At 72.2% G+C, this 15,605-nt stretch carries 15 protein-coding genes, 1 pseudogene and 1 riboswitch; of the genes and pseudogenes, 9 read left to right on the forward strand and 7 right to left on the reverse strand.

Going from position 1 to position 15,605, the window contains the following annotated elements:
* Nucleotides 1–70 precede the first annotated feature (70 nt).
* Nucleotides 71–1,003, reverse strand: coding sequence for a DUF8083 family protein (locus AKI01S_RS34120; protein ID WP_067827155.1), 933 nt, complete (start codon nt 1,001–1,003; stop codon nt 71–73).
* A 176-nt stretch (nt 1,004–1,179) separates the two neighbouring features.
* On the opposite strand from AKI01S_RS34120, the gene AKI01S_RS34125 reads away from it, so the two are divergent.
* Complete coding sequence (locus AKI01S_RS34125; protein WP_067827158.1) at nt 1,180–2,262, forward strand: Leu/Phe/Val dehydrogenase; 1,083 nt, start codon at nt 1,180–1,182, stop codon at nt 2,260–2,262.
* 297 nt (nt 2,263–2,559) lie between these two features.
* Nucleotides 2,560–2,775 (forward strand): DUF3073 domain-containing protein, encoded by a 216-nt coding sequence (locus AKI01S_RS34130; RefSeq protein WP_067827162.1) that lies wholly within the window; start codon nt 2,560–2,562, stop codon nt 2,773–2,775.
* Nucleotides 2,776–2,839: 64 nt separating this feature from the next.
* Here AKI01S_RS34130 and AKI01S_RS34135 read toward each other — a convergent pair whose 3' ends face one another.
* Nucleotides 2,840–3,502 carry a SanA/YdcF family protein gene (locus AKI01S_RS34135; RefSeq protein ID WP_218009925.1) on the reverse strand — a complete coding sequence of 221 codons (663 nt, stop codon included), beginning with the start codon at nt 3,500–3,502 and terminating at the stop codon, nt 2,840–2,842.
* 306 nt (nt 3,503–3,808) lie between these two features.
* On the opposite strand from AKI01S_RS34135, the gene AKI01S_RS49670 reads away from it, so the two are divergent.
* Nucleotides 3,809–4,048 (forward strand): DUF397 domain-containing protein, encoded by a 240-nt coding sequence (locus AKI01S_RS49670; RefSeq protein ID WP_084000529.1) that lies wholly within the window; start codon nt 3,809–3,811, stop codon nt 4,046–4,048.
* A gap of 6 nt (nt 4,049–4,054) precedes the next feature.
* On the opposite strand, the gene AKI01S_RS34140 is transcribed toward AKI01S_RS49670, so the two are convergent.
* Entirely contained in the window at nt 4,055–4,948 is an 894-nt protein-coding gene (locus AKI01S_RS34140) for a helix-turn-helix domain-containing protein (protein WP_067827166.1), read from the reverse strand.
* Nucleotides 4,949–5,427: 479 nt separating this feature from the next.
* Here AKI01S_RS34140 and AKI01S_RS34145 point away from each other — a divergent pair, with 479 nt between their 5' ends.
* Entirely contained in the window at nt 5,428–6,126 is a 699-nt protein-coding gene (locus AKI01S_RS34145; RefSeq protein ID WP_157420352.1) for a hypothetical protein, read from the forward strand.
* A gap of 28 nt (nt 6,127–6,154) precedes the next feature.
* Here the strand turns inward: AKI01S_RS34145 and purM are convergent, their stop codons facing one another.
* Together purM and purF are read right to left on the reverse strand one after the other, a co-directional pair.
* Nucleotides 6,155–7,183 (reverse strand): phosphoribosylformylglycinamidine cyclo-ligase, encoded by a 1,029-nt coding sequence (gene purM, locus AKI01S_RS34150; RefSeq protein ID WP_067827173.1) that lies wholly within the window; start codon nt 7,181–7,183, stop codon nt 6,155–6,157.
* Between the two features lie 40 nt (nt 7,184–7,223).
* The gene (purF, locus tag AKI01S_RS34155; protein ID WP_067827175.1) at nt 7,224–8,678 is read right to left on the reverse strand and encodes an amidophosphoribosyltransferase; all 1,455 of its coding nucleotides are present in this window, start codon (nt 8,676–8,678) and stop codon (nt 7,224–7,226) included.
* 127 nt (nt 8,679–8,805) lie between these two features.
* On the opposite strand from purF, the gene AKI01S_RS34160 reads away from it, so the two are divergent.
* Entirely contained in the window at nt 8,806–9,204 is a 399-nt protein-coding gene (locus AKI01S_RS34160; RefSeq protein WP_067827178.1) for a hypothetical protein, read from the forward strand.
* Nucleotides 9,205–9,222: 18 nt separating this feature from the next.
* Here AKI01S_RS34160 and AKI01S_RS34165 read toward each other — a convergent pair whose 3' ends face one another.
* Nucleotides 9,223–9,852: a LamG domain-containing protein gene (locus AKI01S_RS34165; RefSeq protein WP_067827181.1), complete on the reverse strand. Its 630-nt coding sequence runs from the start codon at nt 9,850–9,852 to the stop codon at nt 9,223–9,225.
* A gap of 107 nt (nt 9,853–9,959) precedes the next feature.
* On the reverse strand, nt 9,960–10,400 hold the full coding sequence (locus tag AKI01S_RS34170; RefSeq protein WP_067827208.1) for a sterol carrier family protein: 441 nt from the start codon (nt 10,398–10,400) through the stop codon (nt 9,960–9,962).
* A gap of 251 nt (nt 10,401–10,651) precedes the next feature.
* On the opposite strand from AKI01S_RS34170, the gene AKI01S_RS34175 reads away from it, so the two are divergent.
* The 4 genes and pseudogenes from AKI01S_RS34175 to AKI01S_RS34190 all read left to right on the forward strand — a co-directional run.
* Nucleotides 10,652–12,481, forward strand: coding sequence for a serine/threonine-protein kinase (locus AKI01S_RS34175; protein WP_067827183.1), 1,830 nt, complete (start codon nt 10,652–10,654; stop codon nt 12,479–12,481).
* Between the two features lie 199 nt (nt 12,482–12,680).
* Entirely contained in the window at nt 12,681–13,877 is a 1,197-nt protein-coding gene (locus AKI01S_RS34180) for a S8 family peptidase (RefSeq protein WP_067827187.1), read from the forward strand.
* A gap of 164 nt (nt 13,878–14,041) precedes the next feature.
* Nucleotides 14,042–14,222, forward strand: a riboswitch (cyclic di-AMP (ydaO/yuaA leader).
* 3 nt (nt 14,223–14,225) lie between these two features.
* Entirely contained in the window at nt 14,226–15,191 is a 966-nt protein-coding gene (locus tag AKI01S_RS34185; RefSeq protein ID WP_067827189.1) for a VldE C-terminal domain-containing protein, read from the forward strand.
* A gap of 148 nt (nt 15,192–15,339) precedes the next feature.
* Nucleotides 15,340–15,605 (forward strand): annotated as a pseudogene (locus tag AKI01S_RS34190) (phosphatase); the annotation flags it as partial.

Raw genomic sequence — 15,605 nt, forward strand, 5'->3', positions numbered from 1 at the left:
GTCACCGGGTCACGCTGAGTGATTCTAGCGACACGTATCGTCGTATCGCGCAGGGATTCAGGAAATTTGTTCAGTTCGCGGATTCCAGCGCCCGCACGGGGCGCCAGCGGGCCAGCAGCCGCTTGTACATCGCGACGGTCAGCTCGACCTCGCCGCGGGCCATCGCGGCCAGCGCGACGCCGATCTCGGCCACCGACTCGTCGGACCGCAGCGCGTCGTCGTCCAGCAGGTGGACCAGCCCGCCGTAGTCGAGTTCGACCAGCGCGTGCGGATGGAAACCCGCGAGCCAGCGGCCGAGCGTCTCCAGATGCCCGGCGGCCAGCGGTGGCGCGACCTGGTCGGTCCCCTCCCCGAGGCCGTCGCGCACGACCGGCAGCGCGGCGGCGACCCGACGGCGCGCCTCGGGCATGGAGGTGACGTAGATGAGAGTACGCGCCGGAACGGCCGTTGCCGGGCCACGACTTGCGTGTTCCGGCAAGACTTCGGCGGATTCGGCCCCGGATCCGGGTGTCGCGCCCGGCGCGCCGCCCAGCACCAGGCACCGCTCCGCCGCCGCGAACGGGACGAACCACGCGATCGGAACGTGCCAGGTGCTGCACTGGATGTGCGGGTCCAGGTTCCGGCCCGACCGCTTCCAGCGCTCGAACTCCTCCTCGACACGGGCGGTCACCAGCGGTGGCACGAACCGGGCCGCCAGCGACTCCGGCGTCCGCTCCCGGAACCCGGCGAACGCCCGCCACGACCGCAGCCGCGTCTCCCACGGGCACACGTAGATCATGTCGTCGGAACGCCGCACGTAGGCGTGCTCGCTCTCGCGTTCGGGGGCGGGCCGCGGCGGGCGCGCGGCCAGGCGTCCGAGCGCCTCGCGCTGCTCGGCCCGCAACGCGTGCACGCGGCGGGGACGCCGCCGGGAGTCGGCGTAGGCCGTCCACAACGTCCGCGCCGGTTCCGGGAAGGCGGTCACCGGCTCATATACCCGTAGGTACGCCGCGTACGGAAGCACTCCCGCATCGTGGCATGAGGCCGTCCGAAACGCGGCACGCTTCGCCGCCTCCGAGATCCCGGTGTTACCTCCGGGACAGTCCGGCACACGATCCGGAAACGAAAGCACCCCAAACCGGGCAAGGTGACCTGTGCCACCCCTAGGCTGATCTTAGAGACAGAGAGGAGGGCACTACCGTGCCTAATGTCTTCGGGTCGCTCCACAAGGGCACAGAACCCCGACACGAGCAGGTCGTCTTCTGCCAGGACGAGGCCAGCGGCCTGCGCGCCATCATCGCCATCTACTCCACCGCGCTCGGCCCCGCGCTGGGCGGCACCCGCTTCTACCCCTACGGGTCGGAGGAGGAGGCGCTCGCCGACGTGCTGAACCTGTCGCGCGGGATGGCCTACAAGAACGCCCTGGCCGGGCTGGACCTGGGCGGCGGCAAGGCCGTGATCATCGGTGATCCGGCGACCGACAAGTCCGAGGCGCTGCTGCGGGCCTACGGGCGGTTCGTGCAGTCGCTGAACGGCCGCTACTACACCGCCTGCGACGTGGGCACCTTCAGCGAGGACATGGACGTCGTGGCGCGCGAGTCGCGCTTCGTGACCGGCCGCACCGTCGCGCACGGCGGGGCGGGCGACTCCTCGATCCTGACGGCGTTCGGCACCTACCAGGGCATGCGCGCCGCCGCCGAGCACGTGTGGGGCTCCCCCAGCCTGCGCGGCAGGCGCGTGGGCGTGGAGGGCGTCGGCAAGGTCGGGCACCGGCTGGTCGAGCACCTGCGCGAGGACGGCGCCGAGGTCGTGGTGTGCGACGTCAACGAGTCGGCCGTCGAGCGCCTGCGGGCCCGCCACCCCGAGATCGACGTGGTCGCCGACCAGGACGCCATGGTCCACGCGGACCTGGACGTCTACGCCCCCTGCGCGCTGGGCGGGTCGCTGAACGACGACACCGTCCCGGTCCTCACCGCCAAGATCGTCTGCGGCGCGGCCAACAACCAGCTCGCCCACACCGGGATCGAGAAGCAGCTCGCCGACCGCGGCGTGCTGTACGCCCCCGACTACGTCGTCAACGCCGGCGGTGTGATCCAGGTCGCCGACGAGATCGACGGCTTCGACTTCGACCGGGCCAAGGCGCGCGCCACCGGGATCTTCGACACCACCAAGAAGATCTTCGAACTGGCCGCCGACGAGGGCGTCCCCCCGGCGGTGGCGGCCGACCGGCTCGCCGAGCGCAGGATGTCCGAGATCGGCCGCCTGCGGGGCATCCTGCTCTGACCTGCGACTCCGGCGGGACCACGCGGCGCCGCCCGCGGAATCCCCACGCCCGTGCCCGGGTTCGCCCCGGGCGCGGGCGTCCGTGTCGCCCTGAGTCTGTGAACGCGCAATCAACCTATACACTGGGGTTCTCCGCAACGATCGCCGCCGCCACGTACCGACGATGTACCGAGCCGGGCGCAAAACGGGTACGGTTGTACTCGTGACTGACGCATGGCTCATCAGGCACCGGTTCGTGTGGTACACGCGCGCGTTGATGGGCCCACTAAAGCCCTGACCATCGAGGGGGTCGAGCCAATGGGTCGCGGCCGAGCCAAGGCCAAGCAGGTAAAGGTTGCCCGCCAGCTCAAATACAACAGCGGCGGCACGGACCTCGACCGCCTGAAGAGCGAGCTGGGGGTGTCCGACTCCCCCGCCCCCAGGGACGACTACGAGTACGACGAACTCGCCGAGAAGTACGCCGACTACGCGGACGACTACGGCAAGGACGATCGCGACTCCACCGGTCGCTGATATTCGGACGTTCCGCCACTGCCCGTGACCGCAGGTCTCGGGCAGTGGCGTTTGTTTGCCGGGTTCACCCGGCCAGGGCGTCGCGCACCCCGTTCTCGGTGTCGCCGAGCAGCGCGGGGTCGGGCCTGCTCACCAGGCTGCCGACGGCCTTGATCATGGCGAGCGGCTCCCGCAGGTAGCCGCTGACCGTGGCGTCCCTGCGTCCGGCCATGCTGTCGTCGCCGACGCCGTAGGCGTCGAGCCCGGCGGCGCGGCACAGCGCCACGGCGCGCGGCAGGTGGAACTCCTGCGTGACGATCGTCAGCCGTTCCACCTGGAAGATCCGTTTGGCGCGGGCGCAGGAGTCCCAGGTGTCCAGCCCCGCGAAGTCCCGGACGATCCTCCGCTCGGGCACGCCCGCGCGCACGAGGTAGTCGCGCATCACCGTGGGCTCGTCGTACCCCTTGAAGCGGTTGTCCCCGGAGACGAGGAGCACCCTGACCTTGCCGCGCCGGTACAGGTCGGCGGCCAGGTCCAGGCGCCGCGCGAGCAGGATCGAGGGGGTGCCGTCGCCCCAGATCCCGGCCCCGAGGACGAGCGCGACGGGCGTCGGCGGGACCCGGTCGGCGGAGAAGCGGTACTCGGCGGTCCGCGCGTAGGCCCATCCGGTGGGGGCGAGCACGGCGTACAGCCCGAGCCCTCCGGTCACGGCCAGCACCCCGGCGTTCCGCCGGAGCCGTCCGGCCACGCCCCTCCACCGCCCCGCAGTACTGATCACAACCGTTCAGACGATCAAGCGCCGCGCGGAGTTCGACGTCACGGCGATTCGTCCGGATCGCGCAGAAGATCTTTTGTTCCCGTGTCGCGGGGGCGCCAAACCCCCTAAGGTGCGAGATGTGTCTCCTTCCCCGTGCGCACCGGGCGCCCCAGGGTACGAGCCCCTGCGGATTCCACTACTTTCCGTAGTGCTAATATCACCGAACGTAAGCAGCTTGGTTCTCGGACGTAATCTGGGCTCCACAACCGCATGGCGGAGTGGTACGGGGGATGACAGGTGACAACTCAGCCGCCGGCTAGGGCGTTCGGCAGAATCGGGTTCCTGCGTCTGGGCGAGCGGACGCAGGTCGTGCGCTGGCTGAAGTCGTCGGCCAGCGTCGACTCCGAGTGCGTCGAGGTCACGGCCTTCGACGCCACGTGCTTCGTCCGCGACTCCACGGACGTCGAGGGACCCGTCGTCCCCGTTCCCGCCGCCTCCTGGGCGGCGCTGCGGAACGCGATCCGCGAGCGCGGCTGAGCCGCCCTACGCCGCGGGGCGCTCCATCGAGACGATGATGTCCTCGATGAACGCCGGTGTGTCCTCCGGCGAGACCGTGATCTGGCGGAGGTTCTCGAACGCCGCCCGGTAGTCGGTGATGCGCGTGTCACGATCCATCACGGTGAGGGCCGACCGGCCGACGTTCTCCTGGAACAGCACGTCGTTGAGCCGGGGGTCGTGGAACTCCAGGATCGTGAACTCGCCCATCATCCCGAAGTGCGCCCCGGCCGAGAACGGGATCACCTCGATCGTCACATAGGGGTGCTCCAGCATCTGCAGCATGTGCCGCAGCTGCCGGGGCATGATCCCGGGGTCGACCTGGCCGCCGACCCGGCGGCGCAGCACGGCCTCGTCGATCACCACCTTCAGCTCCGGTGGCTCGGCCCGGCTGAAGATCTCCTCCTGGCGGCGCATCCGCACCTCGACCACCACGTCCCGGTAGGAACGCGACTCCACGAACTCGACGGTCAGGGCGTTGGCGTAGTCCTCGGTCTGCAGCAGCCCGGGGACCACCATCGGCTGGAAGCTGCGGATGACCAGCGCGCCGGACTCGTAGCCGATGTACTGCTGGTACGCCGGTGACAGCTCGCTCTTGTAGAGGGACCACCAGCCGCGCTTGCGGGCGTCGCGCGCGAGCTTGGTGAGGACCGCGACCTCCGGCTCCTCCTCGGGGATGCCGTAGTGCCGCAGCAGCGCGTGCAGGTCGGTGGTGGACACCCCGACCGTGCCGCCCTCGATGCGGATGAGCTTGGAGGTCGACCAGTCCAGGGCCGCCGCCACCTGGTCCTGGGTCTCGCCGCGTTCGAGGCGGAGCCGTTGCAGTTCGCTGATGAGGATCGCGCGCTGCACCACCGGTCCGGGTTCGAAAGCACTCGTCATGCCATCCCCTTGTTCGGCGGGTGAGACCGGGCCTGTCTCCCGTCTCGGGGGGGCGGACTCCGGCGTCGGCCACCCGTCGAGTCAATCTGAGTAAAACAGCGACCTTGCGCTCTGCCAAGTGGCAACTGTCCGATCAGCCATCCGACAACTCACCGATGTCCCGGTGGACATCGGCGGCCTCGCGGAATGCACCCGCGCCGCTTCCGGGGGCACCCGGATCTCCCGCCGTCCCTCTGATGGCACGGCGTACCGCGACCGCTGCCACTCTGACAGGTGCCCTCCGGCCAGCAGGCAGGGCGCGTGGTGTCCGACTGCCGCTTTCCCGGGTGGTATGCGCAGAAAGGGACCGTGCCATTCTGCGGCTGGCAGATTTCTGCCGGGCAATCAGCAGCGGACATGGGCGCTCTCGAACGGGCCCCATAATCAATGACGGGGGGAAATGTCGTAGTTCCTAACGCCAGGAAAGGCGCCATGACGACATGAGTATGCAGCCCCTTGACCAGCAGGCCCCGCCGCGACCGGTCCCGAACGCGGCCTCCCCGGTGGCCTCCCCCGCCTTCCCCACGGTCCAGGACAGGGTCTACACCTCGGTGCTCGCCGTGGACATCGTCGCGTTCGGCGACCGCGGGCGGGACGACGGCATCCGGCGCCACCTGCGCGAGCGGCTCTACGCGCACCTGCGCGAGGTCTTCGCCATGACCCGGCTGCCATGGGAGCCGTCGCACCGCGAGGACCGGGGCGACGGCGTCCTGGTCGTCCTGCCGCCCCGGGTGCCGTTCCCCCTGCTGCTGGACCCGCTCGCGCACCACCTCCACGCGGTCCTGCGGCACGGCAACCGCATGGCCAGCGACGCCGCGCGCATGCGGCTGCGGCTGGCGGTCCACGCGGGCTTCGTCCAGCGCGACGACCACGGGGTCGTCAGCGAGGCCGTGAACCACCTGTTCCGGCTGCTGGACTCGGCGCCGTTGCGCGCCGCCGCCGCAGCGTCGGCCGCCGATCTGTGCATGATCGTTTCAGACCGGCTGTACTCGGAGGTGGGCGGCGAGTACGGCTTCTCGCTGCTGGACCGCTACCGCCCGGTGGAGATCACGAACAAGGAGACCCGGACCCGGGGCTGGATCTGGCTGCCGCCGGGCGAGTGCGCCCACGACGGCACGGCCGCCAGCCCCGCCCTGTGATCCCGGTTCCGCGGGCCCGGACCCCGGGTCAGACGAGGGTCGCGGTGCCGGTGCCCTCGGTGGTCTCGCCGAGGACCCAGGCGGGGACGCCGCGTTCGGCCAGCAGGGCCAGGGCCCGGTCGGCGGCCTCCGGGGCCACGATCGCGGCCATGCCCACGCCCAGGTTGAACGTCTTGTCCATCTCGCCCTGCGGGACGTCCGCCGCCTCCTGGAGGACGCGGAACAGCGGCGGGACCTCCCAGGAGCCGCGCCGCAGCACCGCGTCCACGGTCTCCGGCAGCGAACGCGCCAGGTTCGCCGCCAGGCCGCCGCCGGTGATGTGGGCGAACGCCCGGACCCCGCCCGCGCGGGTCAGCTCCAGGCAGTCCCGCGCGTAGATCCGGGTCGGGGTCAGCAGCTCCTCGCCCAGGGTCCTCGTCAGGTCCGCCGGGGTGGACTCCAGGGTCAGGTCCGTGGTCCGCAGGATGTGGCGGACCAGGGAGTAGCCGTTGGAGTGGATGCCCGAGGAGGCCATGGCGAGGACCACGTCGCCGGGGCGGACGCGGTCGGGGCCGAGGAGCTCGTCGGCCTCCACCACGCCGGTGCCCGCGCCCGCGACGTCGAACTCGTCCTCGCCCAGCAGGCCCGGGTGCTCGGCGGTCTCGCCGCCCACCAGGGCCGCCCCGGCCAGGGCGCACGCCTCGGCGATGCCGCCCACGATGTCGGCGATCCGCTCCGGGACCACCTTGCCGCAGGCGATGTAGTCGGTCATGAACAGCGGCTCGGCGCCGCACACCGCCAGGTCGTCGATGACCATGCCGACCAGGTCGTGGCCGATGGTGTCGTAGATCCCCAGGCGGCGGGCCAGGTCCACCTTCGTGCCGACGCCGTCGGTCGAGGTCGCCAGCAGGGGACGCCGGTACTTCAGGAACGCCGAGGCGTCGAACAGGCCCGCGAAGCCCGAGGCGTCGTCCACCACCTCGGGGCGGCGGGACCTCGCCACGCGCGCCTTCATCAGCTCCACGGCGCGCTCGCCGGCCGCGATGTCCACTCCGGCGGCCTCGTAGGAGGTGCTCATGTCTGTCCGGTCCCCCCGGGGTTGATCGACCGTTCCAAGGTCAGGAACGGGTCGGCTCCAGCACGTGCTTGCCGCGGGCGCTCTCCGCGACCTCGATCGGGTAGACGCCGTCGAAGCAGGCCCGGCACAGCCGGTCCTTGTCGATCCGCGAGGCGGCGATCAGCTCGTCCAGGGAGATGAAGCCCAGCGAGTCGGCCCCGATGGAGTCGCGGATGCCCTCGACGTCGCAGTTCCCGGCGATCAGTTCGGCACGGGAGGCGAAGTCGATGCCGTAGAAGCAGGGCCAGGCGACCGGCGGGCTGGAGATCCGCACGTGGACCTCGGCGGCCCCGGCCTCGCGCAGCAGCGCCACGACCTGGCGCTGGGTGTTGCCGCGCACGATCGAGTCGTCCACCACGACCAGCCGCTTGCCCTCGATGGCCTCGCGCAGCGGGTTGAGCTTGAGGCGGATGCCGAGCTGGCGGATGGTCTGGGACGGCTGGATGAACGTCCGGCCGACGTAGGAGTTCTTGACCAGGCCCTGCCCGTAGGGGATCCCGGACGCCTCGGCGTAGCCGATCGCGGCGGGGGTGCCGGACTCGGGCGTCGGGATGACCATGTCGGCCTCGACCGGGTGCTCCATGGCCAGGCGGCGGCCGACCTCGACGCGGGTCGCCTGGACGCTGCGCCCGGCGATGGTGGTGTCGGGGCGGGCCAGGTACACGTACTCGAACAGGCAGCCCTTGGGGCGGGCCTCGGCGAAGCGCTCGGACCGCACGCCGTCGCCGTCGATCGCGATCAGCTCGCCGGGCTCGACCTCGCGGACGAACCGCGCCCCGACGATGTCCAGCGCGGCGGTCTCGGAGGCGACGACCCAGCCGCAGTCCTCCCACTGGCCGAGGACCAGCGGGCGGATGCCCTCGGGGTCGCGGGCGGCGTACAGGGTGTGCTCGTCCATGAACACCAGGGAGAACGCGCCCCGCGTCACCGGCAGGATCTCGTGGGCCGCCTTCATCGCCCCGCCCTCGCGGGTCGCCAGCAGCGCCGTGAGGACCTCGGTGTCGGTGGTGGCGGTCAGCTCGGCGGAGTCCAGGCGGGCCGCCAGCTCCGGGGTGTTGATCAGGTTGCCGTTGTGGGTGAGGGCCAGCCCGCCGTGCCCGGTGGACCGGAACGTCGGCTGGGCGTTCTCCCAGGTCGGGGAACCGGTGGTGGAGTAGCGGCAGTGGCCCACCGCGATGTGGCCGCGCAGGGTGTTCAGCACCGACTCGTCGAAGACCTGGGCCACCAGCCCCATGTCCTTGAAGACGACGATGCGCGACCCGTCGCTGACCGCGATCCCGGCGGACTCCTGTCCCCGGTGCTGCAGCGCGTACAGGCCGTAGTAGGCGAGCTTGCTCACCTCCGCCCGCGCGGATTCGGTCGGGGGGACCCAGACTCCGAAGACCCCGCAGGCGTCCTGCGGGGCGCGGTCGGAGGGATCCAGGTCGTGGCTCAGACGTCCGTCACCGAGAGGCACGCCAGCCAGTCTAAACGCCCCTCTCACCTGCTCCGATCGGCAGATCTCATTAACCGACCTTTACCTCCGGCGACGACGGGCATGCCCATGGTGACGCGACGCTGGTCGTGGACAGGGAGGAGAGCTCATGACGATGCCGGGATACCGGACGTACGCACCGCCGTCCGCACCCGAGCGGGCCGGGATGGCGAAGTCCTCGCTGGTGCTCGGGATCGTCGGGCTGGCGGGGCTGGCGCTGTGCTTCGCGGGGCTGGTCCCCGCGCTGGTGGGGCTGGTGCTGGGCGCGGTCGCGCTGGCGCGCGGCACGTCGGCGCGGTCGCTCGCGGCCGGCGGCGTGGCGGTGTCGCTGGCGGCGCTGGTGCTGGGCGGCGGCTTCCTGGCCTTCCTGCTGACGAGGGCGGCCGAGTGCGGCGACGAGGCGCGCTACCCCGACCATTCGGCGCGGGAGCGGTGCATCGACCAGAAGTTCCCGTTCGCCCAGACCTCCTCGACCACGGGCTCGACCACGGGCTCGACCGTGGAGTGACGCGGAACACGGTCGGGATCAGGGCGCGGCGAGGGCGCGCACGTCCTTCTCGTCGAGCGCCTGCGCGTAGACGCGGAAGTCCTCCAGCAGGCCCGTGAAGCCGGGCTTTCCGGGCTCGCCCCCCAGGGTGAACGGCCCGCCCGGCGTGACGACGGCGTGCTCCAGCGGGATGGCCACGTCCATCCGGCCGTCCACGTACAGGAACATGCCGTCGGTGTCCACGACGAACGCCACGTGCGCCCACTCCTCCAGCGGGAGGGTGCGGCGGCTGTCGATGTACTCGGGTCCCTTGACCGTGAACAGCTGGACCCGCAGCCGCATCGCGTCCGGGTAGAGCCACAGCCCGATGCCGCGCGCGTCGTGGGCGGCGACCTGCTTGAAGCACAGCCCGCGCCACTCGCCGGTGGGCCCGCCGGTCACGTTCGCCCAGAACGCCACCGTGAACCCGAACACCTGGCTGAGCGCCAGCTGCGGTGTGGCGGGGATCACGGCCCGGCCGCCGCCGCCGCCGAAGGCGAGGGCCTGCCCGTCCCGGCCGGGAACGATCTCCACGTCCGCGTCCAGGGCGGCGGGCGGCCCGCCCGCGGCGTCGGCGACCCGGCGGCCGTCGATGGTCTCGATATCGAACGTCCAGTGCCCGACGAGCATGGCCTCACCTCCGGGACCCGATCACCGTCCCCGGTACCCCCTGCCCACGGCACCAGGGGACAACCACCAATGAAAGCCCGGAATCAGGCGGCTTGCCAGCAGCCGGGTCACCACGCCCGCAGCGGCAGGTGGGCCGTCAGGTCCGCGCGCCGGCCGCTCGCCCGGACCCGGCCGGACCTGACCGCCTCGTCCCAGCCCAGACGGCCGGTGGCGAGCGCGATCCAGGTCGCGGCGTCGGTCTCGACCACGTTCGGCGGGGTCCCCCGGGTGTGGTGCGTCCCCTCGACGCACTGCACGGCGGCGTACGGCGGGACCCGGACCTCGACCGAACGCCCCGGCGCGTCCTCGGCGAGCCGGTCCAGCAGGTGCCGCACCGCGCCGCGCAGCAGCGGGCGGGCGGGCTCGGCGCCGGTGTCGTAGGCGGTCAGGACGGTTTCGAGGGCGGCCCGGCGCAGGTCGGCGGGCTCGTCGGAGCCCTGGTGGGGCGGCAGGCCGAGGGCGGCGCGCTGCTCGTCCAGCACGGCACGGGTGAGCGGTGTTCGCGACATCATCCGAAAGCTATCGTTGCCGGGCGGCGAACGCGGCCAGGCAGCGCCCGGTCGCCCTCCGAACACATGGAACGCCAGCAAAACGGGTTTTGAGGCGGTAAAAAGGGACCGGCCCTCGTTCGGCGGAGCCGACCGGGGACCCGGGGGGGGGTCGTCCCCCGGCGGTACCGACACGGGGAGCGTCGTTCGGGGGGAGGATCCGGGACCGCGTTCGGGGCGCGTCTCCCCGGAGGAGAACACGGAGGTTGTCGATGGCCGAGGGGCTGACCGCCGGGGCGCTGCCGTTGCAGCCCGGCGACCCGCGACGGCTCGGCGAGTACGACATCACCGGACGGCTCGGAGTGGGCGAGCACGGCGCGGTGTTCCTCGGCGGTGGCCCGGACGGACGTCCCGTCGCGGTGAAGCTGCTGCACGTGCGGCTGAGCGGCGAGCCGGTGGCGCGCTCCCGGTTCACCGCGGCGCTGGCCCCGGCCCGCAAGATCTCCGGGTTCTGCTGCGCGGCGGTGCTGGACGCGGGCGTGGAGCGGGACCGGCCCTACGTGGTCGGCGAGCTGGTCGACGGGCCCTCGCTGCACCAGCTCGTGGCCGAGGAGGGACCGCGCGGCGGGGCCGTCGTGGAGCGGATCGCCGTGGGCACGGCGGTCGCGCTGGCCGCCGTGCACCGGGCGGGCGCGCTGCACCTGGACTTCAAGCCCGGCAACGTGCTGCTGGGCCCGGACGGGCCCCGCGTGTGCGACTTCGGCGTGACGCGGGCGCTGGAGGCGGTGAACGCCTTCCCGGCCGGACGGGTGGTGGAGGACCCCGCCTACCAGGCCCCCGAGCAGCTCAGCGGGATCGGGATCGGCCCGGCGGCCGACGTGTTCGCGTGGGCGGCGACGCTGCTGTTCGCGGCGACGGGCGCGCCGCCGTTCGGCGACGACTCCCCGGCGGAGGTGATGCAGCGCATCGTCTACGACGATCCCGACCTGGCGGAGCTGCCCGACTCGCTCCGCGAGGTCGTCTCCGACGCGCTGGCCAAGGACCCCGCCGACCGGCCCACCTCGGCGGCCCTGCTGGAGCGCCTGCTGGCCGAGGACGAGTCCCTCGCCGGGCGGATGCCCGCCGAGATGGTGGCGGAGGGCCGCGCGCTGGCCACCGGCACCGTGCCCGCCCGCGAACCGGCCCCCGCCCGCGAACCAGCCCCTGTCCGCGAACCGGCCCCTGTCCGGGAGGCCGCGCCGCCTCGCGAGCCGGAGGCGGCGTTCCCTCCCGCCCCGGCCCCCGCCCGCGGGCCGGTGGAGGCCCCCGAGCCCGTTCGGGTGCCGCTCACGAAGGCCACCGAGCCGACCGCCAGCCCCGTTCCGGCGCTCACGGCCCCGTACGCGGCGCTGGGCGGGGCCCCCGCCCGGGAGGACGGGTCGCCGGAGGGCGCCGCCGTCACCCGCCGGGACAACCCGGTCCAGGACGACGGCGCGACGCAGGCCCTGCCCGCCGTCGCCGGAGATCCGGCCGACGCGCAGGCCACGGCGATGTTCGAGGCGTCCCCGCCGGACCTGATCCCCGGCCTGGACCCCGTCGAGCCGGGCCGGCGCGAGGGCACGGCGGTGTTGACCCTGCCGAAGCTGCGCCGGGGCACCCACAACCACGTGCTGGGCGTCGCGCTGTCGCTGACCATCGGCGTGCTGGTCGGTGTCGCGATCATCGCGCTGGTGCTGTGGCCGCAGCTGCGCGAGGACGACCCGGAAGGCCCCGGTCCCTCGAACGGTTCCGACGCGCAGGCGGTCCGGACGATCCCGGGGGCGTTCGGCGGCACCTGGAAGGGCACCGCGACCAACACCGCCAGCGGGGTGTCGTTCCCGGTGGAGGTGACGTTCGAGGCGGGCGGCACCACGGCCCGCGCGGTGTACCCCAAGGAGGGGTGCAACGGGACGCTGACGCTGGCCAGGGGGACCGGCAGCAGCCTCCAGATGACCCTGGACATCGCCAAGCCGTGCTCGGCGGGCAACATCCGGGTCACCCGCAACGGCGACGGGTCGCTGCGCTACGAGTGGAGCAAGCCCGGCAGCGCCCGGGGGTACGCGGCGACGCTCCGCAAGACCTGATCCCTCCCCTCCGTCCCCGCCGGCTCCGTGTGAGTTCGGTCACGTCACACCCCGCCGCCTTGGGTCCGTTTTGCGGTCATTAAGCGAAACCCGCCGGTTAAGCCCGCAATAGATCCATTAAGGTGCCTCCAGCGAGTTCTTCGATCTCTGCTGCGGGACGCCCGCCGGGCGGGCCCGCGCGACTGAAGGAGACCCCCCTTTGCGCGTTGCTCCCCGAAGGGCGCTGCTCGTCGGCGCCGTCGCCACCGCCGTCGGAGCGGTCGCCACGGTGCCCGTGCTGGCCGCGCCCGACAGCGACCCCGTCCCGGTCCAGACGACCGCCGCGGGGAACAGCCCGGAGATCCCCGGCAAGTACATCGTCACGGTGAAGGACGGCGCGTCCCTGGACGGCCCCATCGGGCAGGTCCGGTCGGCGTCGCGCGCCAAGCCCCGGATCGAGAAGCTGAGCGGCGCGCTCAACGGCTTCGCCGCCAAGCTGGACGCCGGGCAGCTGAACGCGCTCCGCAACGACCGCCGCGTCGAGGCGATCGAGCCCGACCGCGTGGTCAAGGCGCTCACCACCCAGAAGGCCCCGCTGCCGTGGGGCCTGGACCGCATCGACCAGCGCGGCGAGAAGCTGTCCAAGACCTACACCTACCGGTCCACCGGCAAGGGGGTCACCGCCTACGTCATCGACGACGGCATCGACGTCCGCCACCCCGACTTCGGCGGGCGCGCCAAGGCCGCCTGGACCGCCCCGGCCCTCAAGGACGAGCCGCCGAGCTGCATGTCCCACGGCACCCACGTGGCGGGCACCATCGGGTCCAAGACCTACGGCGTCGCCAAGGGCGTCCAGCTCCGCGCGGTCAAGGTGCTCGACTGCGAGGGCAACGGCGAGCTGTCCGACGTCATCGCCGGGCTCAACTGGGTCCGCCAGAACGCCGTCAAGCCCGCCGTCGCCAACATGTCGCTCGGCGTCGAGGCGGTCTCCCCCGCCCTGAACAAGGCCGCCGACAACCTGGCCAAGGCCGGCGTGTTCGTCTCGGTCGCGGCGGGCAACGAGGGCAACGACGCCTGCCAGTCCTCGCCCGCCTCGGCGAGCCGGGTGATGGCGGTCGGCGCGTCCACCAAGTACGACAACCGCGCCACTTTCTCCGACCACGGCGGCTGCGTGGACGTCTTCGCGCCCGGCTACGGCGTGTACTCGACGCTCCCGAACGGCCGCCGCGGCGGCGACACCGGCACGTCGATGGCCTCCCCGCACGCCGCCGGGGTCGCCGCGCTGTACCTGAGCACCCGCAAGACCGCCTCGTCCGACACGGTGTTCAAGTGGATCATCGGCAACTCCACCCCGAACGCTCTCGGGCGAATCCCGCGCGGCACTCCCAACAGGCTGCTCTACAAGAGCAATCTGTGAGTCCGCTCACGTAAGATGGCCCGGCTCCCACCAGGGAGCCGGGCTCGCGGGCATCCGGGCCTCCCCATCGGTCACCGGGGTTTAATCTTGGCGAGGCGACGGATGTCTCGTTGCCGTTCGTTGACTTTCGGTCGGTCGCGTCTCCCGGAGCGCCGGGGCGGGCCGACCGGATCGAGCCGAGTCCCGAGGCCCATGCCCGGGAGCCGGGGACCCATTCGCCGGGGACGGACCGCGGACGACGCGGGCCGTCCCCGGCCGGGGTGAACTCACCGCCCGGGCGGTGACAGGGCGGCCTCCGCGCCCGAACCCGTCAGCTAACCCGGTAGGCGACCGAGGAGAGGAGACGACGTGGAGACCCCCATCTCCACCGGCCCGCATACCGGCCGGCGCACGGGTCGGCCCGGTCGGCGCGCCGCCTTGGCCCTCGCGGCCCTCGCCGGAGCCGTGCCGATGCTGGCCGGTGCCACCGCGGCCGCCCCGCCGGCGGTGGCCGAGCCGGGTGACAACGCCCGCTTCCGGCAGCTCAACAAGCAGGTCGACCAGCTGGAGAGGTCGCTCGGCGGCGACCTGGCCAAGCTGCGGGACGTGCAGTTCGACGCCAACCGGGCGATCCAGCGGGCCAAGGACCTGCGCGCCGAGCTGGACGCGTCCCGGAACCTGGTCGCCGAGCTGGCCGCCAACCAGTACATGACCGGCGGCGGCGACCCGACCATCCAGGTCCTCACCTCCGGCGACCCCTCCAACGTGCTGGCCGCCATGAGCCTGTCCACGCACCTGGCGCAGAACAAGTCGGCCAAGGTCCAGCAGATCCAGCAGCTCGTCCTCGACCAGGAGAAGGCCAAGCAGGAGGCCGACAGGAAGATCCAGGAGCTGGAGAAGGAGATCGCGGACCTGCGGTCGCAGAAGAGGCGCATCCAGTCCCTGATGAAGAAGTTCAAGCCGCAGTCGCCGGCCTTCGGCCTGGGCGGCATCACCCCGCGCATGAAGCAGGTCAAGGACGAGCTCGACCGGGAGACCGGGCCGTTCCCGCAGATCGGCTGCGTGCGCACCACCGGCGACCCCCAGGACCACGCCCGCGGCATGGCCTGCGACTTCATGGTGACCACCGGCGGCCAGATGGCGACCGGCGCGGCCCAGGCACTCGGCGACCGCGCCGCCGCCTACGCCATCGCCCACGGCCGCAGGCTCGGCATCAACTACGTGATCTGGCGGCAGCGCATCTACTCGATGCACAGCCCCGGCTGGCGCTCCATGAGCAACCGCGGCGGCGTGACCGCGAACCACTACGACCACGTCCACATCTCGGTCTACTAGACCGGCCCCGGCGCGCGGCCCCTGGTGGACCTCTCCCGGCTTCACCAGGGGCTTTTGCCGTTTCTGCCCCTTCCGTTCACCTGGCGTTGGCCGAACGCATCCCTGGGCTCCCTAGCGTTTCCGCGAATCGGTTCATCTAGGAGGATTCGTGGCAGAACGCCAGGTCAGGCGCGCCCTTCCGCTGCTGTCGGTCCCGCGCCACGGCGGACGCGACGCGCTGACGTGCAAGTACCGTTGCGGCAACGCCTGTGACCACCCGGTGCCGAACGCCAGCGGCAACGCCTACTTCGGCGACATCCTGGCCGAGCAACTGTCGCGGCGCGGGGCGCTGCGGGCGGGCGCGCTCGGCGCGCTGGTGGTCGGCGCGGGAGCCGCCGCCTCCGCCACCCCCGCGTACGCCGCGCCCGCCGCCCC

Origin of the sequence: Actinomadura kijaniata NBRC 14229, from assembly GCF_001552175.1 — a bacterium.
Classification (GTDB): Bacteria; Actinomycetota; Actinomycetes; order Streptosporangiales; family Streptosporangiaceae; genus Spirillospora; species Spirillospora kijaniata.